Annotated in this window: 28 protein-coding genes and 1 riboswitch; of the genes, 20 read left to right on the forward strand and 8 right to left on the reverse strand. The window is 39.0% G+C overall.

The genetic code is table 11. The features are described 5' to 3' along the window. Window positions 1-54 precede the first annotated feature (54 nt). From KO561_RS03955 to KO561_RS03985, 7 genes are all read left to right on the forward strand, one after another. Window positions 55-621, forward strand: a complete 567-nt coding sequence (locus KO561_RS03955) for a DUF4256 domain-containing protein (protein WP_231095853.1) — start codon at window positions 55-57, stop codon at window positions 619-621. A gap of 305 nt (window positions 622-926) precedes the next feature. Beyond that, window positions 927-1,247 (forward strand): PadR family transcriptional regulator, encoded by a 321-nt coding sequence (locus tag KO561_RS03960; protein WP_231095854.1) that lies wholly within the window; start codon window positions 927-929, stop codon window positions 1,245-1,247. A gap of 22 nt (window positions 1,248-1,269) precedes the next feature. Next, complete coding sequence (locus KO561_RS03965; RefSeq protein WP_231095855.1) at window positions 1,270-1,602, forward strand: DUF1048 domain-containing protein; 333 nt, start codon at window positions 1,270-1,272, stop codon at window positions 1,600-1,602. A 43-nt stretch (window positions 1,603-1,645) separates the two neighbouring features. After that, a complete protein-coding gene (locus KO561_RS03970) occupies window positions 1,646-1,999 on the forward strand; it encodes a DUF1048 domain-containing protein (RefSeq protein WP_231095856.1) in 354 nt (117 codons plus the stop codon). Next, window positions 1,996-2,328: a DUF1048 domain-containing protein gene (locus KO561_RS03975; protein ID WP_231095857.1), complete on the forward strand. Its 333-nt coding sequence runs from the start codon at window positions 1,996-1,998 to the stop codon at window positions 2,326-2,328. Before KO561_RS03970 ends, KO561_RS03975 begins: the two co-directional genes overlap by 4 nt. A 436-nt stretch (window positions 2,329-2,764) precedes the next feature. Next, the gene (locus tag KO561_RS03980; RefSeq protein ID WP_231095858.1) at window positions 2,765-3,526 is read left to right on the forward strand and encodes an ABC transporter ATP-binding protein; all 762 of its coding nucleotides are present in this window, start codon (window positions 2,765-2,767) and stop codon (window positions 3,524-3,526) included. Further along, window positions 3,527-4,276, forward strand: a complete 750-nt coding sequence (locus KO561_RS03985; protein WP_231095859.1) for an ABC transporter permease — start codon at window positions 3,527-3,529, stop codon at window positions 4,274-4,276. A gap of 409 nt (window positions 4,277-4,685) precedes the next feature. On the opposite strand, the gene KO561_RS03990 is transcribed toward KO561_RS03985, so the two are convergent. Continuing rightward, window positions 4,686-5,555 carry a LysR family transcriptional regulator gene (locus KO561_RS03990; RefSeq protein ID WP_231095860.1) on the reverse strand — a complete coding sequence of 290 codons (870 nt, stop codon included), beginning with the start codon at window positions 5,553-5,555 and terminating at the stop codon, window positions 4,686-4,688. Between the two features lie 134 nt (window positions 5,556-5,689). Between KO561_RS03990 and KO561_RS03995 the strand changes: the two genes are divergently transcribed. From KO561_RS03995 to KO561_RS04010, 4 genes are all read left to right on the forward strand, one after another. Continuing rightward, window positions 5,690-6,049, forward strand: coding sequence for a YbaK/EbsC family protein (locus tag KO561_RS03995; protein ID WP_231095861.1), 360 nt, complete (start codon window positions 5,690-5,692; stop codon window positions 6,047-6,049). Next, complete coding sequence (locus KO561_RS04000; RefSeq protein WP_231095862.1) at window positions 6,049-6,219, forward strand: YbaK/EbsC family protein; 171 nt, start codon at window positions 6,049-6,051, stop codon at window positions 6,217-6,219. Before KO561_RS03995 ends, KO561_RS04000 begins: the two co-directional genes overlap by 1 nt. Window positions 6,220-6,244: 25 nt before the next feature. Further along, window positions 6,245-7,138: a DMT family transporter gene (locus KO561_RS04005; protein WP_231095863.1), complete on the forward strand. Its 894-nt coding sequence runs from the start codon at window positions 6,245-6,247 to the stop codon at window positions 7,136-7,138. A gap of 211 nt (window positions 7,139-7,349) precedes the next feature. After that, window positions 7,350-7,859, forward strand: coding sequence for a MepB family protein (locus KO561_RS04010; RefSeq protein ID WP_231095864.1), 510 nt, complete (start codon window positions 7,350-7,352; stop codon window positions 7,857-7,859). Between the two features lie 186 nt (window positions 7,860-8,045). On the opposite strand, the gene KO561_RS04015 is transcribed toward KO561_RS04010, so the two are convergent. After that, on the reverse strand, window positions 8,046-9,284 hold the full coding sequence (locus tag KO561_RS04015) for an IS110 family RNA-guided transposase (RefSeq protein WP_231095865.1): 1,239 nt from the start codon (window positions 9,282-9,284) through the stop codon (window positions 8,046-8,048). Window positions 9,285-9,639: 355 nt separating this feature from the next. On the opposite strand from KO561_RS04015, the gene KO561_RS04020 reads away from it, so the two are divergent. From KO561_RS04020 to KO561_RS04030, 3 genes are all read left to right on the forward strand, one after another. Continuing rightward, window positions 9,640-10,197: a putative glycolipid-binding domain-containing protein gene (locus KO561_RS04020; RefSeq protein WP_231095866.1), complete on the forward strand. Its 558-nt coding sequence runs from the start codon at window positions 9,640-9,642 to the stop codon at window positions 10,195-10,197. A gap of 276 nt (window positions 10,198-10,473) precedes the next feature. After that, window positions 10,474-10,860 carry a GNAT family N-acetyltransferase gene (locus KO561_RS04025; protein WP_408004861.1) on the forward strand — a complete coding sequence of 129 codons (387 nt, stop codon included), beginning with the start codon at window positions 10,474-10,476 and terminating at the stop codon, window positions 10,858-10,860. A gap of 206 nt (window positions 10,861-11,066) precedes the next feature. Then, window positions 11,067-11,636 (forward strand): GNAT family N-acetyltransferase, encoded by a 570-nt coding sequence (locus tag KO561_RS04030; RefSeq protein WP_231095868.1) that lies wholly within the window; start codon window positions 11,067-11,069, stop codon window positions 11,634-11,636. Between the two features lie 127 nt (window positions 11,637-11,763). On the opposite strand, the gene KO561_RS04035 is transcribed toward KO561_RS04030, so the two are convergent. After that, window positions 11,764-12,834 carry an FUSC family protein gene (locus KO561_RS04035; protein WP_231095869.1) on the reverse strand — a complete coding sequence of 357 codons (1,071 nt, stop codon included), beginning with the start codon at window positions 12,832-12,834 and terminating at the stop codon, window positions 11,764-11,766. A gap of 261 nt (window positions 12,835-13,095) precedes the next feature. Between KO561_RS04035 and KO561_RS04040 the strand changes: the two genes are divergently transcribed. The 4 genes from KO561_RS04040 (at window position 13,096) to KO561_RS04055 (ending at window position 16,166) form a co-directional block, all read left to right on the forward strand. Next, window positions 13,096-13,803, forward strand: a complete 708-nt coding sequence (locus tag KO561_RS04040) for a DNA alkylation repair protein (protein ID WP_231095870.1) — start codon at window positions 13,096-13,098, stop codon at window positions 13,801-13,803. A 221-nt stretch (window positions 13,804-14,024) separates the two neighbouring features. Continuing rightward, on the forward strand, window positions 14,025-14,153 hold the full coding sequence (locus KO561_RS04045) for a YuzL family protein (RefSeq protein ID WP_231095871.1): 129 nt from the start codon (window positions 14,025-14,027) through the stop codon (window positions 14,151-14,153). Window positions 14,154-14,329: 176 nt separating this feature from the next. Then, window positions 14,330-15,496 carry a DUF1835 domain-containing protein gene (locus KO561_RS04050; protein ID WP_231095872.1) on the forward strand — a complete coding sequence of 389 codons (1,167 nt, stop codon included), beginning with the start codon at window positions 14,330-14,332 and terminating at the stop codon, window positions 15,494-15,496. 109 nt (window positions 15,497-15,605) lie between these two features. Then, window positions 15,606-16,166 carry an HAD-IIIA family hydrolase gene (locus KO561_RS04055; RefSeq protein ID WP_231095873.1) on the forward strand — a complete coding sequence of 187 codons (561 nt, stop codon included), beginning with the start codon at window positions 15,606-15,608 and terminating at the stop codon, window positions 16,164-16,166. Window positions 16,167-16,394: 228 nt separating this feature from the next. Here the strand turns inward: KO561_RS04055 and KO561_RS04060 are convergent, their stop codons facing one another. From KO561_RS04060 to KO561_RS04080, 5 genes are all read right to left on the reverse strand, one after another. Further along, window positions 16,395-17,690, reverse strand: a complete 1,296-nt coding sequence (locus tag KO561_RS04060) for a glutamate-1-semialdehyde 2,1-aminomutase (protein ID WP_231095874.1) — start codon at window positions 17,688-17,690, stop codon at window positions 16,395-16,397. A 64-nt stretch (window positions 17,691-17,754) separates the two neighbouring features. Then, window positions 17,755-19,671 carry an FtsX-like permease family protein gene (locus KO561_RS04065; RefSeq protein ID WP_231095875.1) on the reverse strand — a complete coding sequence of 639 codons (1,917 nt, stop codon included), beginning with the start codon at window positions 19,669-19,671 and terminating at the stop codon, window positions 17,755-17,757. After that, window positions 19,646-20,422, reverse strand: coding sequence for an ABC transporter ATP-binding protein (locus KO561_RS04070; protein ID WP_231095876.1), 777 nt, complete (start codon window positions 20,420-20,422; stop codon window positions 19,646-19,648). Before KO561_RS04070 ends, KO561_RS04065 begins: the two co-directional genes overlap by 26 nt. 88 nt (window positions 20,423-20,510) lie before the next feature. Then, entirely contained in the window at window positions 20,511-21,521 is a 1,011-nt protein-coding gene (locus KO561_RS04075) for a sensor histidine kinase (RefSeq protein ID WP_231095877.1), read from the reverse strand. Then, entirely contained in the window at window positions 21,518-22,219 is a 702-nt protein-coding gene (locus KO561_RS04080) for a response regulator transcription factor (RefSeq protein WP_231095878.1), read from the reverse strand. The genes KO561_RS04075 and KO561_RS04080 overlap by 4 nt, the downstream gene beginning before the upstream one ends. A gap of 87 nt (window positions 22,220-22,306) precedes the next feature. Between KO561_RS04080 and KO561_RS04085 the strand changes: the two genes are divergently transcribed. Continuing rightward, window positions 22,307-22,720 (forward strand): potassium channel family protein, encoded by a 414-nt coding sequence (locus KO561_RS04085; RefSeq protein WP_231095879.1) that lies wholly within the window; start codon window positions 22,307-22,309, stop codon window positions 22,718-22,720. Between the two features lie 65 nt (window positions 22,721-22,785). After that, entirely contained in the window at window positions 22,786-23,253 is a 468-nt protein-coding gene (bcp, locus tag KO561_RS04090) for a thioredoxin-dependent thiol peroxidase (protein WP_231095880.1), read from the forward strand. Window positions 23,254-23,570: 317 nt separating this feature from the next. After that, window positions 23,571-23,656, forward strand: a riboswitch (cyclic di-GMP riboswitch). The last annotated feature ends 22 nt before the right edge of the window (window positions 23,657-23,678 follow it).

Here is a 23,678-nt window from a genome sequence, read left to right on the forward strand (position 1 = left end):
TTTTATGTTGAAGTTATTGTATAAACAAGTCAGTTAAAAAAGGAGGAAACGAATATGACAAAGCGAAATAAGGAGTTGCCACTAGAACAACGTGAAGAATTGCAAGGAACATTGAAAGCCCGTTTTGAGAAAAATATGAACCGCCATGAAGGTCTTGAATGGGCTAACGTTCAAGCCAAGTTGGAAGCTAATATAGAAAAACTTTGGTCGCTCCATGAAATGGAAAGAACGGACGGTGAACCGGATATCGTTGCTTATGATAAGAAGAAGGACGAATACATTTTTTATGATTGTTCAGCGGAAAGTCCTAAAGGCCGTAGAAGTGTTTGTTACGATCGCGCGGCGCTGGAGTCAAGGAAAAAACATAAACCGGAAAATAGTGCTATCGACATGGCAACTGATATGGGCATTGAACTTTTAACGGAGGAACAATACCGGGAGCTGCAGAAAATTGGAGAATTTGATTTGAAAACATCGAGCTGGGTGCAAACACCTGCTAATATTAGAAAACTTGGCGGTGCCATCTTTTGTGATCGTCGCTATGATACCGTCTTTATGTACCACAATGGAGCAGATTCCTACTATGCTGCAAGGGGTTTTCGTGGTTCGCTAAGGGTATAAATTTTATACACACCTAAATATGAATAAGAAATGGATCACCTGGGGAAGGTTATATTCATCTCTTTAACAATTCCTTTCAAAAATGAGTCCTGCGGCTCGTCTTTTTTGTAAAATCAGACTAAATTATGAGTAGTTAAATTTGGCAGAAATACCCGTTAAGCCCGTTATTACGGGCTTTTTTAAAGAAAAGTTTTATCTTGACAAGTGACACTATTCTGCGTTACTATATACCAGTAATCAGTATTACAAAATATCTGTGTTACAGAGTACTGAATAATATAATGAAATACAAATGGGGGATAATTTTGGAATATATCACAGAAATGCTGAAAGGGGTTCTTGAGGGTTGTGTGCTTGAGATCATCAGCCGCGGCGAAACCTACGGCTATGAAATCACACAACAGTTACGAAAACTCGGCTTCACTGATGTGGTCGAAGGCACAGTTTATACGATTACCATGCGGCTTGAGAAAAACAATCTGGTGGACATCGAGAAAAAGCCCTCCACTATGGGACCGCCAAGAAAATTTTACACACTCAACGCTGCAGGTCAAGAGCATCTTGAAGTATTTTGGAGGAAATGGGAATTCGTCTCAAGTAAGATTAACGAACTAAAACTAAAATAAAATCTAAAGGAGAAATAATATGATGAGTATTTTAGAAAAAATATTTGGAGATTTTAGCGAGAAGAAAGCATGGCGTGAAATGGAAAATCGCGCAAAATCCTTACCTGAAGACTACTACAACGCCTACAAAGCGATGCAAAAATATCTCTGGAACACTGGCGGCGTGATGGATTGGCAAGAAACGAAATTCATTTTTAATCACATCATCGACCTTCTTGAAGAAGCCGCAGCCAATGGTAAGCACGTCAAAGAAGTTACTGGTAACGACGTATCAGCCTTCTGTGATAATCTCGTCATTGATGCGAAATCGTGGGTTGATAAGCATCGTCAAAAACTTAACGATGCGATTAAATAATAGAACTTTTCTGAACAGCTTAGTACCTTAGGAGGAGACTACAATGAACTTTTTAGAAAAGATAACCGGCAGCGATATGACTAAAGCAATGAAAAGTTTTGAAGCGCGAGCAAAAGTCTTGCCAGCTGAATATCAAACTGCTTGGAAAGAAATTAATAGTAATCTCTGGATTCACGGGGATTTCACCGGTCGTAATCTGATGCCAATTCTTGACAGTGCTCTTGAATTGCTTGAAGTTACATCAGCAGACGGACAAAGCATCGAAGAAGTACTAGGAGATGATATCAGAAGCTTCTGCGCAGCGCTTGTAGGTGACGAAAGCGCAAAAAATTATAGAGAAAAATGGCGTGAGCAACTCAACAAGAACGTATCAAGAAAATTAGGAGGTCTGAAATGAGTATCAAAAAAATCATCGAAGGTAAAAAAGAATGGAGAGCCCATGTTTCACGTGTCAAAGCGCTTCCACAAGATTACCAAATTGTCTATAAAGAGATCCAAAAATATCTCTTCAAAATCGGTCCTGTTGAGCTAAACGAAGGTATCGGACTGCTCTCGGAAATTCTCAGCTTCTTTGAAGAAGGAGCAGCTACTGGGAAAGGAGTGCTTGAAGTAACAGGAACAGACGTTGCTGCTTTCTGCGATGCACTGATTGAAGATTCAACAACTTATGCAGATCTCTATCAACAATTGGTCAATCAAAAAGTCGATAAGGATATGAAAAAATAGGAGGAACGTAGTAATTGACGGAAAAATTTTATCTAACTTTTGCCTAAGTACTGCGCTAACCTCCCAAACTCGAAAGTATTAATTAAACTGCTCGGTTGTATGATTTTAACGAGTAGTTCGGAGTCGATGCGGCAGAAAGCAAACAAGTGCTGGAAATCATTAGGGATGACTTGGGGTTCTTTTCCTACGAACTAGTGGCAAACACTAAACCTATGTCGACATGTATCGTAAAGATTTGAAACAGAATATCATGAAAAAAGTAAAACCAATAGATAAATCCTACTGAATAGCTGGTTACAAATGTGAATGTGCCACCCTATAACTATTCAGTTATATTTTTAACTTAGTAGTAAGTAATACAGATTATCAGTCAGACTTATTAGGGGAGTATTGGCGTTCTAACGCCTTTCTGCGATTTTTATAAGGAGGAAAAAAGATGAGCGATACAGCGATTTTTGTAAAAGGGTTGAAAAAATCCTTTAAAGACAAGGAAGTTTTAAGGGGAGTGGATTTTGAGGTGCAGCGTGGCGAAATTTTCGCACTGCTGGGCTCAAATGGAGCGGGCAAGACAACAACGGTCAACATCCTTTCGACGTTGATGAAGCCAGATGGTGGCGAAGTAGGTGTTTGCGGCTTTGACGTCCAGCGTCAACCGGATCAAGTTCGCCAGAGCATCAGCCTGACAGGACAGTTTGCAGCTTTAGATGGCATGCAAACCGGGCGGGAGAACTTGATGATGATCGCCAAGTTGAGGGGAGTTTCCAATCCCGCTCAAGTCGCCGACAATCTGCTCGCAAGATTCAGTCTGACCAATGCGGCTAACCGCAGGGCGGATCAGTATTCCGGTGGGATGAAGCGTAGGCTAGACATCGCTATGAGCCTGATTGGCACGCCAGCAGTCATTTTTCTCGATGAACCGACGACAGGGCTTGACCCCGAAGCGCGGATTGAAGTTTGGAATACCGTCAAGGAGCTTGCCGGCAGTGGCACGACCATTTTGTTGACGACCCAGTACCTGGAGGAAGCCGAACAACTTGCGGACCGTATTGCCATCCTGCATGGCGGGAAAATCATCACAACCGGTACTCTTACCGAACTAAAAGAGATGTTCCCGCCAGCGAAAGTGGAGTATATCGAGAAGCAGCCGACATTGGAGGAAATTTTCCTCGCGATCATCGGCAAAAAGGAGGAGATGTAAATGAAAAGTAAAACAGGTGTATTACTAGGGCGTTTAATGCGCAACATCATGCGCAGCCCGGATACGGTTATTACGGTGGCGATTACGCCGATTGCTATGATGTTACTGTTTGTCTACGTTTTTGGAGGTGCTATAGAGACAGGAACAGACAACTATGTCAATTATTTATTGCCGGGTATCTTGCTGATGGCTATCGCATCAGGCATCGCTTACACTTCCTTCCGGCTGTTTCAGGATGTAAATAGCGGACTGATGGCACGTTTTATTACCATGCCAATCAAGCGCTCGTCGGTATTGTGGGCTCATGTGTGGACTTCGCTTGTTTCTAATGCGCTAACTGTCGTAGTAGTTTTCCTCGTCGCACTCTTGATGGGCTTCCGTTCGAGCGCCGGTATCCTGGAATGGCTTGCAGTAGCCGGGATACTCGCCCTGTTTACGCTGGCGCTGACATGGCTGGCTGTCATTCCTGGATTGACAGCGAAGACTATGGAAGGGGCGTCAGCCTACTCGTATCCGCTGATTTTCCTGCCGTTTATCAGTTCGGCTTTTGTACCCACCGAAACCATGCCTAAAATTGTTCGTGCATTCGCTGAGAACCAGCCCGTGACTTCCATCGTGAATTCGATTCGTGCCCTCTTGTATGAAGGGACTGTTGGCAATGATATCTGGACCGCGCTTGCCTGGTGCGTCGGTATAATGGTCATCTCATACTTCTTCGCCAGTAAAGTATTTAAACGCCAGTTAGGGTAAGTACACCAATATGGGATAGCCATATCAATAGTCGGCCGTTGCGATGAATGTATTTGCTATCACATGGAATGATGCTTAAAAGCCGGGACAATTATGGAAACTCTTGAAATTGTTGAGGTTGGTGGCGACTCGATCACGTATGCCAACACGAGGTTTGCCATCCATGCATAGAAGAATTTACATCAGGTAGTGCTCTTTCATAGTAGGAGAAATTAAAAGAATAAAACCTATAGATACAATTGACAGTAAAAGAATAGATTCCGAAGCTAAACTGCTTTGGTAATCAATGTCATTAACTTAGGGAACTATGGATTACATTTCGGTTGGAATGTGATTCATAGTTTTTTGGATTGAAGGAAAAATTTTTAAGGCTGCATGAACTTTTTCCTTTAACAAAATTCCATTGTATTCATTCCCTGTTTCTATAAGATAAATATTCTAAAAATCTCTTGGACGCAAGGGAAAGTGATTTTTGCTCTCTCGTAGCAATACCAATATTTCTAAAAGCAGGAACTTCAAGCTCTTTTGCTACAATTTTGTGAGGAATACGCTGTAAAATCAATTCTGGTAATATACTGATTCCTAGCCCGTTTTCCACCATAGACATAATGGCATAGTCATCCCAAGTTGTAAAATTAACTTGCGGTGAAATATGGTGCATCTCAAAAATTTCAGAGATTTCCGCTTTTGCTCCTTTTTCCAATAGCATAAATGGACTGTTCAATAAGTCGTTGATAGGAAACTTTTCACAATCAGCAAGCGGATGATTTTGCGGAATCACTACCAGCAACCTGTCTTTCTCCAAAAACATAGTTTCAAGTTCTGTTTTTGACGGTAGCCGCACAAATCCGAAGTCAACACGTCCATTTAGAATCCAACTTTCAATTTCTGTATAATCACCAAGCAAAAGTTCAAAATCTATCTTTGGGTAATCTTTCTTAAACATTCTAATAATGTTAGGGAGCCAATGGGATGCTACGCTGGAAAAGGTCCCAATACGAATCATCCCAGACTGCATATCGTGTAAGTCTTCGATCTGAGTCGTTAAGATTTCATGCTCATTACAGATTCGCTTTAATTGGGGCAGTAACTTTAAGCCATCCGAGGTTAAATTGATACCCGCACGTCCTCTTTCAAAAAGGGAAACCCCCCATTCCGTTTCTAAATCATTAATCATACGGCTTATCCCAGACTGTGTATAGTCCAAGCTTTGAGCAGCTTTTGTAAAACTACCTAATTCCACTACTTTGATAAACGCCATATATTTTTGGATATTCATACTTTTTCCTTCCCCATCTGTTTTTGTCATACAAATCATGATAAATATTCGTTTTTGTAATATATGTCAACATGATATGTTATTACTATCTAAAATTCAAGTTCGGAAAGGAGAAGATATATAAGATGTTCTTTGTGAGTGATACTATGGAAAAAGCACCAGATAGCTATAAGTCTCCGCTACAAGAAATGGTCTATGAATCATTGACAAAGTTACAGATTTCATTTCAACGAGTGAATACAGATGAAGCAATTTCAATGGAGGATTGTATCGAGATCAATCAAAAATTGGATATGAAAATGGTAAAAACGCTGTTCCTTTGTAATAGTAAAAAGACAAAGTTCTATTTATTTATAACTACGGCAGATAAGCCATTCAAATCAAAAGATTTAGGCAATGCACTCGGCATTTCCCGCGTATCCTTTGCTCCTGCGGAACTGATGGAAAGTATTCTGGGAGTTAAAATCGGTGCTCTACTGTATTTGGCGTTTTGATGGACAAAGACAATTCTGTGCAAGTTGTTTTTGATAAGGACGTACTTTCGGAAGAATGGTATGGATGTAGCGATGGGACTACAACCGGATATATGAAGGTTAAAACAAAGGAAATCGTCAATAACTTCCTAACCTATACGAAGCACATTCCGACTGTGATTGAATTGTAAAATTCAGAAAAGAATGGTGATAAAAGTGAAAAATGCTTATTTCAAATATATAGCTGCTTTGCTCCTGTTTGGCTCAAACGGAATTGTTGCAAGTTATATTTTATTGAACAGCTATGAAATCGTTTTTTTGCGGACTTTGATAGGTATCATTTTTCTGATTTTAATATTTGCACTATTAAAGCACAAAGTACAGTTTTGGAAAAACAAAAAACACTTTTTGTATATAGTGATTTCCGGCATGGCGATGGGTACAAGCTGGATGTTTTTGTTTGAAGCTTATGCAGAAATAGGTGTAAGTATTGCCAGCCTTGCTTATTATTGTGGTCCTGTTATCGTCATGGTCCTTTCTCCCGTTATATTTAGGGAAAAGATGACAAGTTCCAAACTACTTGGGTTTCTTGCTGTAATAATTGGAATGCTTTGTGTAAACGGGCAAGCTTTGTCACAGGATGGGAAATCTTGGGGATTGATTTGCGGAATATTATCGGCGATTACATATGCCATTATGGTGGTTTTCAATAAAAAGGCAAAAAGCATAACTGGACTTGAAAATGCCATGTGCCAGTTATTTACTAGCTTTATAACGGTTGCAATTTTTATAGGTTTAAAGCAAGGGTTTTCAGTTAACATTGTGCAAGGAAATCTGATACCCATCCTGATATTAGGCGTTGTATGTACTGGGATCGGTTGCTATTTTTACTTTTCTTCCATTGGTGGTTTGCCTGTTCAGACAGTATCAATCCTTGGATATTTAGAGCCGCTGTCGGCATTGATTTTTTCAGCTGCCATTTTAGGAGAGAAGTTAAGTCTTGTGCAAATAGCCGGGGCTGTGTTTATTTTAGGAGGTGCAGCATTCGGGGAGTTGTTTCGGTCGAAGAAAAACGAGCTAATGGAAGAAAAGGGAAAAGTGGCATTATGATGAGCAGCATGGGGAAGGCTTCAAATGGTCATAGACATTTGATGTCATTTGTCGATTATTGAGATGGGTATCACTAACCGAAGAGGAAGGTTCTATTACTAAACTTTTGATCAGTAGAGCATAGTTCAATTACTTTATTTAGGCATTGTGTAAAAAACTGATTTGAGAGGCATTGGATTTAGTAGTATTAAAATTATAAGGGGTAAAAGTAGTGAATGAATTTTATAAGGCGTTAACATATGTAAATAAAAATTTTTATGAGCCAAATCACTTCATTATAAAAGCTATCCGAGAAGAAGCTCAAAATTCAGATTATGGGGCGGGTATATTTCAGCTAAACTCGAAATCGGTTAGATTTAGAGTCGCAAAGAAAACTCCTACTAAGGTAGGACAGTTTGTTGCCTTCTGGGAAAAAGATAGGAATCATAAAAACCAAGCATTTTCATATGAAAATGCTACTGATTTATTGGTTATCAATACCTTTACAAGTAAAAATTATTATGGACAATTCGTTTTTCCAAAAGAAATTCTTGTAAAACAAAATATCCTTAAAACAGCCACTACAAAAGGGAAAATGGCAATTAGAGTTTACCCAAGATGGGAAAAACCAACGAGCAAACAGGCTATCGAAACTCAAAAATGGCAATTAGAATATTTTGTTGAGGTGAATAAACGAAATCATTTACCCTTACAAGAACTATTAAGGCTATATTCTAACTGAAATTCGATAGAACTAAGCCGGCTAATAGTTTGTGAAAAAGCACTTAAACTAAACCAGCTAATAGTTTGTCAATATTTTTCAATAAAAAATATTAATTAGCCATGATATACTAAAAATGTTCATGCCAAATAACCTTCCACTTTACGTTAATTGGAAGGCTTTGTTGTATTTAGTTAGATATAGCTTTTAAGCTATATCTTGGAAAATAGTCTTGCTTTTTAGTAAGGCATAAATCCAATGTAAGAGCTTATTAACGCATGCAATAACTGCTACCCTAAAAGGTTTTCCTTCTTCACGTTTTTTATCATAAAACTCTCTTAGTCTTTTATTGCGTGCTATAATCTCATCTGTTGTTTTCTTTTTACGTGCATCACGAATACCACTTTGAACAGCCATGTACAAGGCATGACGTAGCCTACTCGACCCACGTTTAGTGATTCGATTTACCGATGCTGTAAACTTACCAGAAGAGAAAACACTTGGATCCACTCCAGAGAATGCAACAAGCTTTTTGGCATTATCAAACCGATCTATCTCACCAATTTCGGAAATAATCGTGGCGGCGATTTTCTCTCCGATTCCTGGAATAGACTGAAGTATATGATATTCTTCAATTTCCTTAGCTAGGGCATCTATTTCAACTGCAATCTTTGATAGATGCTCTTGGTATTGAAGAACGAGCTTAACTAATAAGTCCAGATTAAAAATATTACTCTGGTAGAGATTATTTTGAAAAGGATTGCGAAGTGCTGCTTCGATTAGTCTTTTAGCCTTTTCATTTGCCCATTCATCGGAACGACTCATACATAGCGAAGCTATTTTCTTTGTTATCTCTTTTTCACTCGCACTTAACACTGCTTCCGAAGTAGGAAATGCCAATAAGGTAAGCAGTGAGACTTTTGAATATAAGCTACCAAAAACTCCTCTATATTCAGGAAATACTTGATCCAGAAGTGTGTGCAACTGTATTTTAATCTGTGCTGATACTTCAGCAATACTTTCTTGTTGTCTAGTTAGATTACGAAGGTTTAAGAGTTGTATCCCTCGTTTTTTATAAGGCTCTAACTCTTCCTTATAAAAAAGCTCGCAAAGGTGATAAGCATCAACTGCATCTGTTTTTACCTTCCGCAAACTTGAACTCTTGGCTCTATGTGAGATAAGAGGATTTACAACAATATAAACATAATTTTGCTCCTCAAGGAATTGAATTACAGGATAATGGTAGTGTCCAGTGGATTCTAAAACAACCGAAGGTTGATGACCGTCAGTTGAACTCTCTACTTCTTGAAGGAACTCTAATAAACTACCTAAACCTTCAGTATCGTGTTTGATACTAAAGCTCTTACGATATGGTTTGCCTTTATCTAAAAATGCTTGAACCTGACTTTCCCCTTTTGAAACATCCAGACCAATGACTGGATTCATAATCAAATCTCCTCCTCTGTAATATAACTATTGTCGGTATCCCCTAAGGCTTCTTGTAATGTCATAGGTTCGCTTGTTAAACGGGATCTTTGTCCCAACCAGCCTGAAACATGTTTATACAAGTAGGGGGTGAACAGTTTAGTTGACGGGATTGATTCCCACGGGTGCGACGTTCTACCCCGACTACCGTTATAATAAGACCATAATAAAAAAGGTCAACCAGTAAATTCTGGCTAACCTTATATTACGAACTATAGGGTGCTTTACTTTAATAAGGCGAATACAACCTCGCTTCACTATCGAGTAGTTTACTAAAAAATTCGCTTGTTATATTAAGATTATTGGGGGAGTGTTTATGGATGTAAAAGTAGTATGGAATAACAAAGAACTATATGGTTGCGAGTACCTTAAATTAGGAAGAACTACCGAAACCCTCTTTGTTCAAAGTACAGTAATTTATGTAGGTGAAGGAAGGACTAATGCATATAATTTGAATTATAACGTTGAATTAGATGAACATTGGCTTACTAAGAAGTTTAGTATTAATGTTGATAATATTTATAGTTTAGAATTACATACTGATGGAGAGGGAAGCTGGTTTAATAGTGATGGAGAATTAATTGACAGTCTTAACGGTGCGATTGACATAGATATTTCAGCTACTCCTTTTTCCAACTCTTTACCTATTAATAGAATTGATTGGAGTATTAATCAAATAGAACACTTTCATATGGTCTATATATCAGTTCCATCTTTAGAAACGAAAAAGGTACCCCAATCTTATCATTACATTCGTAAGGAAGGTGAATTAAGATATTTCAAATACCGTTGTTATGATTATGAGACAACCATTTGTGTCGATTCAAATGGTTTAGTTGTTGATTATCCAAAAACCTTTAGTAGAATACTATAATGTTTAATTTGGATTTAATTCACTTAAATTAACGGTGCTAAAGTGGAGTGCTCGATTTGGTAGCTCCTATAACTTATTGAAGTAACGGGCGGGTCAGTGAAAGAAGCTTAAAGTCTTATAGATACTAAGACTCGTTACGGGTAGTGTTCATTAGTTATGCAATAATCACAATACCTGGATCAAATCAGTAAACGAATTGAGGAGGTCTCGTTAGTGAACAAACCCGAAATTAAAATTATTCAGTATAACCCAAAGTACGCTGAAGAAACAGTGGGCATGTGGCGAAATAGTAAGGAACAGGCGATTGGTAAGAAAGAAATTCACAGTTTTGAAGACCACGTTTATTTTATAAATCATATATTACCTGAACAGTTTCAAATAGAGTTAGCGTTAATTGGTGAAAGTGTTGTTGGGATGATTGCCTATAATGAAAAAGAAATAAACCAACTCTATATACATATAAATTATCAAGGAATCGGTATAGGCCAAACATTACTAGATGTAGTAAAAGGGCAATCAAGTGGAAGATTAACATTGTACACTTTTGAAATAAATGAGAACGCCCGAAGATTTTATGAGAAAAATGGATTTGAAATCATTGGAAGAGGGCATGAAAATGAAGAGAATTTACCTGATATTCAATATGAATGGATATCTAAATAATGCTATAATTAGGTGTTTGAACAGAAAATAATGGAATTAGTTCCGAACCCATAACAAACTACTTTATAAGTGGTTGCAAAGTTATTATGATTTAAAAATTCTATCACTAAAAAGATATTTCTTCTTCAACGAAGGGTGCGATTGTTTCATAAGAGATCGGCTTATTTAATTAAAAAGGCTGGATACTAAAAAGAGGAGAGGTTCCTATGACCATAGATACTGATACATTTCCTGTACTTGAGACTAAACGATTAATATTAAGGAAAGTTACAAAAGAGGATGCGAACAGCGTTTTGTATTACCTGTCTGATGAAGAAGTAATGAAGTACTATGGATTAGAACCTTTTCAATCCATAAACGATGCCTTGGATGAGATTTCATGGTATCAATCCATACAAAACAACAAAACGGGCATTAGATGGGGAATTACTTTAAAAGAGCAAGGGATTGTTATTGGCAGTTGCGGTTTTCATAACAGTGTCTCTCATCATTTCCGTACTGAAATCGGTTTTGAATTGAGTAAAGAGCAGTGGGGAAAAGGGATAGCTGTTGAGGCAGTGGAAGCTATAATAAGTTACGGATATGAACATATGAATATTAACAGGATAGAAGCATTAATAGAACCACCTAATCTATCATCACAAAAGTTAGTAGAAAGGTTGGGTTTTATCAGAGAAGGATTATTAAGGAATTATGAGTTTACAAGTGGTAAATTTGATGATTTATATATGTATTCTTTGTTGAAGCAAGACTTTGATAATTTGAAAGATAGTTAGGCGCGAAAATCAATGTTAGATTGTGAAGGGTTCTACTTTCGCGAACCCTTTCATAAATAAAGAGCATCAAATTGCTTCGCAATTCAATGCTCCATTTGTATGTCATTTTTAATGTTTGTACTCTCTTTTACAGATCCTTCCTCATAACCTCTAAATGCTCATCAGCATGGTATTGCTGATAACTCTTCAAAATGGATTTCAAATGCTTTAATTCATTATTGTATTCCATCAGCTGTGTTGCAAGAGGAAGAAGCATCAAGCGGTTTTCTTCTTCTTTTTGATACAGCTGGATTAATTCCTCAACGAGCACGGGTACGTCAGGCTCGGTAATATCCTGGAGTGTTTCCTTGTGCTGTTTTTTGATTCGTCCCATCGAGCTTAAAATCAATTTTTCATGAGAGTGGATTACTTTATCTAACTCTTGTACGAGTGCGCGTTGAAATGATTCTGGAATTCTTTCTATTTTCTCATTGAGTTTATGGAAAGCCTCTAAAACGTCGAAGGCTTCCTTCGTCGCAGCAATTAGTTGGCGGAATACAATAAGTTTGCGAGCTTTTGAATACTTACTTTTCCTCGTATAGGAACGTTCTTCTTTAAATAAAAGATACGTTTGATCCATTGATCTGATTTCTTCTTCAATGCGATCCAGTTCACCCTTTAACGCGGGTTCATCGGATAAGTTCCTTGTCGTAATACGTAGCCACTGTAAGATATCTGCTGTCGTTTGGTCAATCCGTAGGAACAGCTTCGTTTCATATTTAGGTGGAATAAAGACAAGGTTTACGATAAAGGCGGAAAGGATACCGAGCATTAACGAAGAAAAACGCATTGTAGCAAATTCGGTAAAGGCAAGCTCGGTTGTTTCGGTAATTGCAATAACAGCAACAATTGCCAAGGCTACTGTACTTTCTGTCATTTTCAATGCCATACAAATTCCGATAACAAGTACGACTGTAAACCCGATGACAAACGGATCATTTCCGAGCGTGAACACAATTATCATCGCGATAAATGCCCCAATTACATTCGCTTGTATTTGCTCGACAATCGTTTGGAAGGAACGATATATCGATGGCTGTATCGCAAAGACTGCCGTAATTCCGGCAAAGACAGGCGAAGGGAAACCAATCAGCCGGGCTACATATAAAGAAATCGCCACAGCCAGTCCGGTTTTGAGCATTCTAGCTCCAAGTTTCATATCTATCATCCTTTATTAAACACAAATCATAGCTTTTTAGTGTATGGCAGCCTTAAGAAAAATATTCCAAGGGTGACCAACGCCATTATAACAGAGTTTTAGGCTGAATATCGACGAATAGAAAACCGTTTAAGCATTGTTTTTTTCTGAACACAGTGCTTAAACGGAAGTTTGATGACAATGGTAGCTTATTATAGGATAATGGGGATGAATTTGATGGGCAGAATAGTAAGGGAAAATAAAATAAGGGAGCGTTAAACGATGAATGTAGAAACAGTTATGCAGGAGCTTGAAGCCCTCGGTAAGGAACGAACGAAAAAAATATACATATCCAATGGTGCGAACGAGCCGCTTTTTGGTGTGGCTACAGGTGCTATGAAGCCAATGGCCAAGAAAATAAAAATAAATCAATCTTTAGCGGAAGAGCTTTATGCCACAGGGAACTACGACGCAATGTATTTTGCAGGCATTATTGCAGATCCAAAAACAATGTCCGAGTCGGATTTTGATCGTTGGGTGGATTCGGCATATTTTTATATGCTTTCCGATTATGTGGTAGCCGTGACTTTAGCGGAAGCAGATATTGCTCAAGAAGTGGCCGATAAATGGATCGCAAGCGGTAAAGAGCTGAGAATGTCAGCTGGCTGGAGTTGCTACTGCTGGCTTTTAGGCAATCGCCCTGATCATGAATTTTCCGAAAGCAAGATTTCCAACATGCTTGATATTGTGAAAAATACGATTCATGATGCGCCAGAACGAACGAAATCTGCAATGAATAATTTTCTATACACCGTGGGGATTTCCTATTTGCCACTACATGAAAAGGCCGTCGAGACCGCAAAGGAAGTAGGTATAGTAGAAATCAAACGGGACAAGAAAAAAAGTAGCTTCCTAAATGCTTTCGAAAGTATTCAAAAAGAAATAGATAGAGGGAGGGTAGGTTTCAAACGAAAATATGTTAGATGTTAAATAATAGCTTCGCTTCGGGAAGAGGTTCAAAATGAACAGTTGAAAATCAAAGATATGTTTTCAGTGGATGAAAGAATTGAACTGTTTCCGCTTAAGTGATTTTGAACAGGCTATATTACTGAATGACGTTTTTACAATAATACCGAACGGTTTTAAAACCCTATCAGTAAAACAACATAACTAACTTATTTAAAGGAACACTATAATCGAAGGTGATTATAGTGAAAGAAAGAAAAGCTAATCCATCAAAAGTTGGTTTAGGTTCATCACAAACGGAAGGGCAAGGAACGACCGTAAGGGAAACGGGAAGAAAGGCAGATTCTTCAAGAAAGAAACAAAAGCGTTATTAGTATGCCTTGTCATAAGTTTTAAATGGATAAACCAGGTGGAACCATATTCTGCCTTGTTTATCCATTTTCTAAGTGAGGATTGGAATATTTCTTTTCAAAAGACCAATATTCATTGATTAGGCGCCATCCCAGAATAGTAATGGTGCTTTTTTATGTCCATTTGTTAGCAAGTATATATGGTAAAATTCAGTAAAAAGGAGCTGTTCGTAATAAAATCTAAAATCAATTATCCATTTATCTATTTTTTTATGGAACCCAATGTAGTTTTCGTTTATAAAGTGAAAACACAAGATTATCTAACTATTTCAGATTTGAAAGAAAATGGGGAATGGCAGACGTTTGAATTAAAACATGAAGAGGAATTTGAGACGTTTACTCATGAAGAGAGTAAGCCACTTGAAGGTAGAGGCTATTTAATTAAACAAGATGATTTAAATATAATTGTCGAAAAAATTAATAAATATATTATAAAATACCGTCATTTACTCTCTATTTCTGCCAGCTCAGACGAGGTAGCTTATAAAGCTAGTGCTGTACATATCGTTTCCTCAGAGTCTGCGGCAGGTTCTTTAAAAGTAGGACTTAAAAAATCCAATATTGTGATTGGCTTTCCAGACTCCTTGTCGATTGGACCATTGTGGAAATTAAATGAAAAAGTAGGACAAACGTTTCGAAATGAATGGTTATATGAACATATCAATTATGAACAGGATGATTATGAGTATGAAAATAAATTTACCAATACATTGCGGGAGATAGAAGATATTCCTCAACAGGTTCCTATCTACATCTGGTATGGCAATAACGTCGATGAACAAACCGCTCTTCGGTTTCTTCTCTTTTTAATACGTGCCAAAACAAATGATGTTTTTCTTATGAATTCTACTGAACTCTATGACAGATACATAAGACCTAAAAGTACAGGCCAACAGATATTCCATACAGGTCACATCGAACCAAAAGATTTAAGACTCCTATTTGAAAAAAACAGAAAGAATCCACCTATATTTGAACAGGAACGAATACAGTTTCACAGCGAATGGAATTCCTTGGCGCAAACGAAAGAAATGCTGCGTCTATGGATGAAGGATGAAATAAAAGGCGTCAAAGAAGATTACTATGATTCACTAATCATAAATACCATTGAAACGCTACATCTTGAGCAGGGAAAAAAGGACTTTATCATGACGGGAAGGGTGATTGAAGAAATCCTTTCAGTGATGAACGGATTGATTAATCCATTCTTTTTAGAGTATAGGATTCGGCATTTAATATATAGTGGGGTACTTGAGCTAAAAGGAATACCAAAATCAATGAGACACTATAGTGTTAATCTAAGGTGAGGATGCATGAATTCAACAGTAATGATAAATCGATATCTTCCACAAACGGACGCTGTTGCTGAACAAGAGCAGTAAGGTTAACAAAGCAGAGTGTGGGAGAATCAAGGTTATGAAACGGGGGATAATTTTGCCACAAGCTATTTTTATTGATAGAGATGGAACAATCGGGGGAACAGATAAAGTTATTTATCCAGGAGAATTTCAACTGTTTCCTTTTGTAGAGGACGCTATGGGCAAATTAAAAAAATCAGGATATCTTACTATTTCTTTTACGAATCAGCCAGGTATTTCAACAGGAGATGCAAAAAAAGAAGAGTACGAACAGGAACTATTGGGTTTTGGGTTTGATAAAGTATATCTTTGCCCCCACCAGCATAATCAAGGTTGCCAATGTCGAAAACCGTCAACAGGTATGTTGCTGCAGGCGGCAAAGGAAAATAATTTAAACTTAAAAGAATGTGTGGTCATCGGGGATAGATGGACCGATATGCTTGCTGCTCACGATGCAGGGTGTATCAAAATTTTAGTAAAGACAGGTGCTGGCGAAAAAGCGTTTAACAATTATCAAAACCACGAATACTTCGGGAAATGGGCAGAGGTTTCTCCAGACTATATTGCAAATGATTTTCAGGAAGCGGTAAATTGGATCATCACTAATATTAACCGATAAGATTTGAACATCCAACAAAAAAAGAACCTTTGCATCAAGTGCAAAGGCCCAGGTTCATGCTTTGAAAGGGAAGTCATTTGAATTTGACAACAAAAGCATGATTGTTTCAGGATTATCTTACCACAGCATGAAAAATTAATCAATTAATATTCAGAATTTTGCATAAAAAGTCATAATAAATTTATATACGTTACTATTACACGCTTTTTCGGGGTTGATTATGCATATCTATTCACTTTTCATGTGTTTAAATGCATGTCCTACTGCTTGCAACGTTTCGACAATATCTTCCTCCGTATGCGCAATGGTTAGGAACCAAGCTTCATATTTCGACGGAGCGAGGTTAATACCTTGGTTAAGCAAGAGCTTGAAGAACTTGCCAAATTGCTCCCCATCTGTAGCTTCTGCTTGTGCATAGTTGATGACTTTTTCATCTGTGAAGTAGACGGTTAACGCCCCGACTAAACGGTTCACCGTGATTTGTATGCCGTGTGTGCGAGCATGCTCTAAAATACCTTTCTCTAGCTTCGCTCCGAGCTGATCTAACCTTTCATAAAGTCCTTCTTGTTGGAGGACCTCCAGACAAGCAATTCCCGCAGACATGGATGCCGGGTTACCAGCCATCGTACCCGCTTGATAAGCAGGACCTAATGGCGCAACCTGCTCCATGATTTCTTTTTTACCACCATAAGCTCCGATTGGAAGCCCGCCACCGATAATTTTTCCGAGGGCTGTCATATCTGGCTCCACGCCAACAATTTTCTGTGCACTGCCATAGGTGAAGCGGAACGCCGTAATCACTTCATCATAAATAACGAGCGCACCAGCATCATGCGTCAAATCATTAACCTGTTGCAGGAAACCAGGCAATGGTTCTACAATTCCGAAGTTTCCAACGATCGGTTCTACTAAAACGGCCGCAACTTGGTCGCCCCAATGCTTCAACGCTTCTTTATATGCTTCAATATCATTGAACGGGACGGTAATCACGTCTTCAGCAATGGAAGTCGGAACACCAGCGGAATCCGGCGTACCTAGAGTAGATGGTCCGGAACCTGCTTGTACCAAGACAAGGTCAGAGTGGCCGTGATAGCAGCCAGCAAATTTAATGATTTTGTTGCGCCCCGTATAAGCTCTCGCCACACGAATCGTCGTCATGACAGCTTCTGTTCCAGAGTTCACGAAGCGAACCTTGTCCATCGAAGGAATCGCTTCTTTTAGCATTTGTGCAAACTTATTTTCTAACTTAGTTGGAGTTCCGTAAAGGACGCCATTTTGCGCTGCTTTCGTGATGGCCTCCGTTATATGCGGATGAGCATGTCCTGTAATGATTGGACCATAGGCCGCTAAGTAGTCAATATACTTGTTGCCGTCGACATCCCAGAAATAAGCTCCTTCCCCTTTTTCCATATAAACAGGTGACCCACCACCTACGCCTTTATAAGCACGGGAAGGGGAATTCACCCCACCAACGATATGCTTTTGTGCTTCTGTATGTAATCGTTCAGATTCTGTGAAATTCATATTTCTACCTCCTTAAATCTAGCCCTCATTATAACAAAAAAGTAGCCTAGGCAAATAATCTAGGCTACAAAAATACTTTCTCCAATTTTGAAATATATAGTTTGCGGATGAAAATAAAATACAACGTATGGACGGTAAGATACCCGATGATGATCCAAAAAATAGGAAAGAATACAGAAGAGCTCACCATGTTTTGCAACGCTTTAAAGGCAAAGCTCGCATGAATGACCGCAACGATAAACGGCGTAAAGAAGAGCAACACGAGTTGTTGGGTTGTGATTTTTTTCATTTCGGACTTGGTAAGCCCAATTTGGTACAAGGATTTGTAATGTGCGGAATCTTTTTCAATATCCTGGAACAGTCGGAAGTATAGAATGGATCCAGATGCTAAAAAGAACAACACACTAATAAAAATTCCGAAGAAAAAGGAATAGGACATGCTTTGTTTCATCGTTTGATAAAATTCCGTTTGCGCATCTACCTCTACTTCGGACTGACGCAGGTCATCCATGACAGTGTTTAAATAATCCACATGACCTATCCAATTTGGAATCTCCATCCCTGTGTAATAAAGGTAATCCTGTTCCGTTGCTTGTTCCAAGAAAGCCTGATACGTCTCATCTGAAACAATCACTTTTGTGTACGCGAATCGGCTAGCATTAATGGTTGGCTGCTTCGGAAAAGCGACTTCAAAGGTTTCCGTTTTTCCGTTCAAAGATACATCAATAGATTCAGGAGTAGGCACAAATTCGGACACGACAGAAGGATTGGATAGGAACACTTTTTCCTTTGGTAGTTTTGCCTGAATTCCTCGTTGCTTCAAAAAAGCTTGGTAGTCCGAAAAAGAAATCAGTTGAGCTTGCTGATCACTATAAAAAGCTCTCCCTCCACCAGTTACATCAAGCTTAACTTGAATAGTGGTCATCGAAGTGGCGCTGTAAGAAATCGAAGCTTCCTTCATTTTTTGGTCGAACGTTGTAAGAGCTGTCTGATGGTAAGGAAAGTTTTCTTTTCCTAAAACGGCGATAGAGAAATCCTGTGGAACAAAGTTTTCGGCTTCATCTTTGGCTCCTTGCAAAAGTCCGTACATCACACCAGAAGACGTAAACGCAACGGCACTAAGAATGGTTACAAGAAATAGCAACCGGGCATTGTCTTTTAATTTGTAAACGAGCTGAGAGATGGTAAGCATATTTGTATCCCGAAAATAAATGCTCCGATTCCGTTTCAAAAGGTGGGTAAAGGCAACGCCAGCCTGTGTGTATAGAAAATAAGTCCCTGGAACGATAAGGAGAAGGATGAGCCCCATTCGACTAAACATACTGACTAAGTTTGCGGTAAAAGCAAGGTAGTACGCATAACCAATTAACCCTAGAGCAGCCAATGTTAACAACCAAGAGAAGGTGGGCTGTTTTTTCGGGGCCATCGCTCCTTTAAAAAGATGAAGGATAGAGTTGGTGCGAATGGTCCACACCACCAAAAAAGAATTTAATTCAAACATAATAAAATAGCAGAGAACGGTGATTCCTGCTGCCTTCCACGAGAAGTAAAACTCAAACGGCTCATGAACCGCAATGACTTCGGAAAATATCATGATGAATATTTTAGACAGTAAAGCTCCTAAGGCAATTCCACTTGCAATCGAGCCAATTCCGATCATCGTATTTTCCGCAATGAGCATGCGATTGAGCTGGCCCTTCGTAATTCCAAGCGTCGTCAATAAGCCATATTCTTTTTTTCGTGATTTCATAAAGCTTCCTGTCGAGTAGAGGACAAATAAAAACGAAAAGCCATAAATGAGCACTTCTGTAAAAAGAACCCCTTGTGCGATTGATCCATTTTCAACTTGTATTTCCGGATGAAACGCCAATGTCGCATACATGAAAAAAACGGTAACTGAAAACATACAGCTTAGAAAATAGCTAATGTATTGACTGGCATTCCGTTTGACATTATTAAAAACGAATTGACGAAAAGTCATGCTGGTCACCCCCTAATAGGGACTGAACATTTAAGATATCCTGGAAAAAACTTTGTCGATTATCACCACGATAAATTTCGTTATAAAGCTTTCCATCCTTAATAAACACCACACGCTGACAGAAGCTTGCCGCAAACGGATCGTGGGTGACCATTAAGGTGGTCGTTTGTTGGTCGCGATGCAGACTTTGAAACGTGTCCATCACCTGTAGCGACGCTTTTGAATCCAGATTTCCTGTCGGTTCATCTGCAAAAATGATGGCAGGATCATGAATAATCGCCCGGGCAATTGCTGCGCGTTGCAGCTGTCCACCAGACACTTCATAAATCCGTTTATGAATGATTGTGTCGATGTTGAGACGTTTTACGACTTGGACGAGGCGGTTCTCCATATCCCGGACACTGTCTCCGTTCAGGGTGAGCGGAAGCATGATATTTTCTCCGATTGTTAGAGTGTCCAATAAATTAAAGTCTTGAAAAACGAAGCCCATTTCCTTACGGCGGAATTTCGCTAGCTTGTTTCTTTTCAAGCCTCCAACGTCCTGGCCATTAATCTGGATTTGACCAGAGGAAGGCTTATCAATTGTTGATAACAGGTTGAGGAGCGTCGTTTTCCCACTCCCAGATGGACCCATAATCCCAACGAATTCGCCTTGTTCCAAGTTTAAGGAAAAATGATCAATCGCCTTATGCTGGATCCCATTTTTGCTTCCATATATTTTTACTAAATTACTTGTCGATAAAATAGCCATTGTATTGCCTCCTGAGCGTTCTACTTACAGTATATTAAGCAAGCTTGCCAAGTCCTATCGAAAAACCTTTCAAACGAGAAAAGAAACCTTACATTGTTGTAAGATTTCGAAACGTCAGCATCACACGTGTTCCTTCACCCGTTTCAGAGGTAACCTGAATCGTGTGACCCAACGATTCACATACTTCCTTTGCTAGAAATAATCCCATCCCAGTTGATTCCCTAAATGTCCGTCCATTTTGCCCGGTGAAAAAGGGATCAAACACGCGTGGCAGATCCTGTTTCGGAATCCCAACACCTTCATCGGTAATCGTCAAATACAGTTCTGACCCGTCCATCTTTGCTTCATAGCGTACTTTCGTATCGGTTTGCGTAGCGTATTTAATCGCATTGGCGGTTATCTGATTGAGCACAAAGCTGATCCATTTTCGATCGGTATAAACAACATAATCTTCCTTGATTTGCACATCCGGATAGGTATGGTTGCGGATAAAGCTCGATTTAAAATCCTGAATATGTTCCATAACAAGCTGTCGTAACGAAAACTTCTCTACATGGAAGTCTCGGTCAAATTGCTGTAAGCGTGATTGATAAAGGACGAGCTCTAATCCACGCTCCAGCTTGTCCAATTCTTCTGCCATGCTTTCAGAAGTCGAAGCTGGAAGGGAAGCACGATCCTTTTGTAAGGTCAAGTTCATCACGGAAATCGGTGTTTTCATTTGATGCACCCATTGTTGAATAAAGGTAAGCTCTCGATTTTTCCGGACGTCATGTTTTTCTAATTCCGTTTGGTAGGATTCGTATTGCTTTTCATAGTGATTCTTTAAACGACGCAGTAGCTCATTTGGGGGCTCAGGTAGCCAAGCATGCTCGTCGGAGCCCTTCATTTCCTCTATATAGTACACACGAAACTTCCGGTAACGGATAACTAAATATACGATTAAAAAACAAGTAGGCAGAATAATCAAATAGAGCAACGTGCCCGCATTCATCGGTTGATTAACATTCAAGGAATACAGCTGTGCGACGAAAATAACGAGAATCAGCTGGGAATAGAAAAAAAGAATAAACGGAACTTGATCTTTCAGATAAGCCTTCATGATTCCGAGCTCCAGTCAGCCACAAATTTATAGCCAGCTCCTCTTACCGTTTGAATCGCATCGACGCGAGAGAGCTCCTCAAGCTTTTTCCGTAACCGTGTTACGTTGACACTTAATGTGTTGTCATCCACAAAGTTTTGGTCATCCCATAAAATTTCAAGCAAATGATTGCGATGGAGAACCTGGTTTTCGTTTTGCATAAATTCTTTCAGCAAAAGAAATTCCTTTTTAGAAAGAGGAATACACATGTCATTGTATTCCATTTCCATCGCATCGATATGTAAGATAAGTCCTAATCGTTCTATGTAATTGGTGTTTTGCTCAACAGCATATTCCCCGTACACGCGCCGCATAAGACTTTTTACCTTCGCCAAAACGACTTCGAATTCAAATGGCTTGGTGATGTAATCATCGCCGCCGTTTTCAATTGCCATCACTTGATCCATCCCACTGTCTCGAGCGGAGATAAATATAATGGGACATTTAGAAACGGTTCGGATTTTCCGACACCAGTAAAATCCATCAAAGCGAGGGAGGTTTATATCAAGTAGGACAAGCTCTGGCTGAAACGCTTCGAACTCTTCCAGGATGGCATTAAAGTCCTGTGCTATTTGTAGTTCATAATCGTATCTTTCAAGATACTCCCGCAACAATTCGGCGATTTTAGGATCATCTTCTACTAAATAAATCCTGCTCATTTGTCATCACCTTTTTTTGTTTATCGTAACCTAATAGAGAGGAAAAAGAAACAAGCTATCGGCAAATAGTGAGAGGGTGGTCGAAACGTGATCGTAACAACATTCATCATCATCGCAACGATTTTGTTCATGACAATCAGTCTGTATACTTTTTTGCATTTTCATCCAAAGGGATACTTTTCGATGGAGATTTTTTATACACTTGCAGTGGTTTACCTATCTGTCCTAGTGAGTTTCGCGATTATGTACTTCGCGTTGTCATTTAATGGCGTCATTTTGGTGGAGGGAGGTAGTTTAAGAGAAATCGGTGTGCTCGAGTCGCTGGCTCATTCTCTTTATTTTAGTGGGGTTACCTTACTTACAGTAGGGTATGGGGATATTACACCGATTGGTTTCGGACGGGTCCTTGCTCTGTTGGAAGCACTGATTGGCTACATATTGCCTGCTGCTTTTTTTCTGAGAGTGTATCAGCACCACTCAACTAGGAAGGAAGACAGTTAAGTTGAATGTTCGTGTGCAATTCGTTACTCTTAACGTAAGGACAAGATGATGGAGGGAAGTAAATCATGACTGTAGAAGTAGGTAAACAAGCACCAGATTTTCAACTAACATCGAACGAAGGAGAAACAGTAAAGCTTTCAGACTTAAAAGGAAAGCACGTTGTCTTATATTTTTATCCAAAGGATGATACTCCGGGATGTACAACAGAGGCTTGTGATTTCCGTGATAACCATGAAAGTTTTAAAGAATTAGATGCGGTAATCTTAGGTGTAAGCCCAGATTCCGAAGCAAGCCACCAAAAGTTTCAAGAAAAACACGATCTTCCATTCCAACTGTTAGTCGATGAAGACCATAAGGTTGCCGAAGACTATGGCGTTTGGAAGCTGAAAAAGAACTTCGGAAAAGAATACATGGGCATCGAACGCTCCACGTTCATCATCGACAAAGAAGGTGTTCTTCAAAAAGAATACCGTAAAGTAAAAGTCGATGGTCATGTGAAGGATGCGCTGGAGTTTATTAAAGAGAATCTATAAGAAATGTGGCGGGTAGCATACCATGACCTTTGGGTTTTGGTATGCTATTTTTATGATTTTTCGGATACGGAGAGCGGGAATCGTTGAATTATTCCAGCAGTAGGTCTCTTAATTAAACGTTTGATTAAACTTTTTGAAACCTTGATGAGTGGTGGTTAAAGGATAGCAAATACCTCCTTTTGGTTTTATGGGAATTCTGTTCAAGGTTAGAAAATGGAGTTGACGTCTAGGGAGAATTATGTCCAATAGTCAAATAAAATGTAAAAATATGTCGACAAATTGTATGAATTTGGTATAATGATAGCGAGATAAGGCGTGAACGATAAAGGCAAACTTATTGAAAGATAAGGACGCAAAGCTTAGGACCTAAGGCAGTCGATGCTATGGTAGCCTAGCCGCCGAACTAGCAGACCTTTATTTTTTAG

It is taken from the genome of Radiobacillus kanasensis, assembly GCF_021049245.1.
Taxonomy (GTDB): Bacteria; Bacillota; Bacilli; order Bacillales; family Amphibacillaceae; genus Radiobacillus; species Radiobacillus kanasensis.

What these genes read in the sequence shown, in the direction of transcription:
- KO561_RS04015 (WP_231095865.1), bottom strand. Translation starts at nt 9,284, where the DNA reads ATGAATCCAGTCATTGGTCTGGATGTTTCAAAAGGGGAAAGTCAGGTT.
- KO561_RS04055 (WP_231095873.1), top strand. Translation starts at nt 15,606, where the DNA reads ATGAAACGGGGGATAATTTTGCCACAAGCTATTTTTATTGATAGAGAT.
- KO561_RS03970 (WP_231095856.1), top strand. Translation starts at nt 1,646, where the DNA reads ATGAACTTTTTAGAAAAGATAACCGGCAGCGATATGACTAAAGCAATG.
- bcp (WP_231095880.1), top strand. Translation starts at nt 22,786, where the DNA reads ATGACTGTAGAAGTAGGTAAACAAGCACCAGATTTTCAACTAACATCG.
- KO561_RS04080 (WP_231095878.1), bottom strand. Translation starts at nt 22,219, where the DNA reads ATGAGCAGGATTTATTTAGTAGAAGATGATCCTAAAATCGCCGAATTG.
- KO561_RS03955 (WP_231095853.1), top strand. Translation starts at nt 55, where the DNA reads ATGACAAAGCGAAATAAGGAGTTGCCACTAGAACAACGTGAAGAATTG.
- KO561_RS03975 (WP_231095857.1), top strand. Translation starts at nt 1,996, where the DNA reads ATGAGTATCAAAAAAATCATCGAAGGTAAAAAAGAATGGAGAGCCCAT.
- KO561_RS04040 (WP_231095870.1), top strand. Translation starts at nt 13,096, where the DNA reads ATGAATGTAGAAACAGTTATGCAGGAGCTTGAAGCCCTCGGTAAGGAA.
- KO561_RS04075 (WP_231095877.1), bottom strand. Translation starts at nt 21,521, where the DNA reads ATGAAGGCTTATCTGAAAGATCAAGTTCCGTTTATTCTTTTTTTCTAT.
- KO561_RS03985 (WP_231095859.1), top strand. Translation starts at nt 3,527, where the DNA reads ATGAAAAGTAAAACAGGTGTATTACTAGGGCGTTTAATGCGCAACATC.
- KO561_RS03965 (WP_231095855.1), top strand. Translation starts at nt 1,270, where the DNA reads ATGAGTATTTTAGAAAAAATATTTGGAGATTTTAGCGAGAAGAAAGCA.
- KO561_RS04060 (WP_231095874.1), bottom strand. Translation starts at nt 17,690, where the DNA reads ATGAATTTCACAGAATCTGAACGATTACATACAGAAGCACAAAAGCAT.
- KO561_RS04025 (WP_408004861.1), top strand. Translation starts at nt 10,474, where the DNA reads ATGTGGCGAAATAGTAAGGAACAGGCGATTGGTAAGAAAGAAATTCAC.
- KO561_RS04050 (WP_231095872.1), top strand. Translation starts at nt 14,330, where the DNA reads ATGGTAAAATTCAGTAAAAAGGAGCTGTTCGTAATAAAATCTAAAATC.
- KO561_RS04030 (WP_231095868.1), top strand. Translation starts at nt 11,067, where the DNA reads ATGACCATAGATACTGATACATTTCCTGTACTTGAGACTAAACGATTA.
- KO561_RS04070 (WP_231095876.1), bottom strand. Translation starts at nt 20,422, where the DNA reads ATGGCTATTTTATCGACAAGTAATTTAGTAAAAATATATGGAAGCAAA.
- KO561_RS03990 (WP_231095860.1), bottom strand. Translation starts at nt 5,555, where the DNA reads ATGAATATCCAAAAATATATGGCGTTTATCAAAGTAGTGGAATTAGGT.
- KO561_RS04000 (WP_231095862.1), top strand. Translation starts at nt 6,049, where the DNA reads ATGGACAAAGACAATTCTGTGCAAGTTGTTTTTGATAAGGACGTACTT.
- KO561_RS04065 (WP_231095875.1), bottom strand. Translation starts at nt 19,671, where the DNA reads ATGACTTTTCGTCAATTCGTTTTTAATAATGTCAAACGGAATGCCAGT.
- KO561_RS04020 (WP_231095866.1), top strand. Translation starts at nt 9,640, where the DNA reads ATGGATGTAAAAGTAGTATGGAATAACAAAGAACTATATGGTTGCGAG.
- KO561_RS03980 (WP_231095858.1), top strand. Translation starts at nt 2,765, where the DNA reads ATGAGCGATACAGCGATTTTTGTAAAAGGGTTGAAAAAATCCTTTAAA.
- KO561_RS04035 (WP_231095869.1), bottom strand. Translation starts at nt 12,834, where the DNA reads ATGAAACTTGGAGCTAGAATGCTCAAAACCGGACTGGCTGTGGCGATT.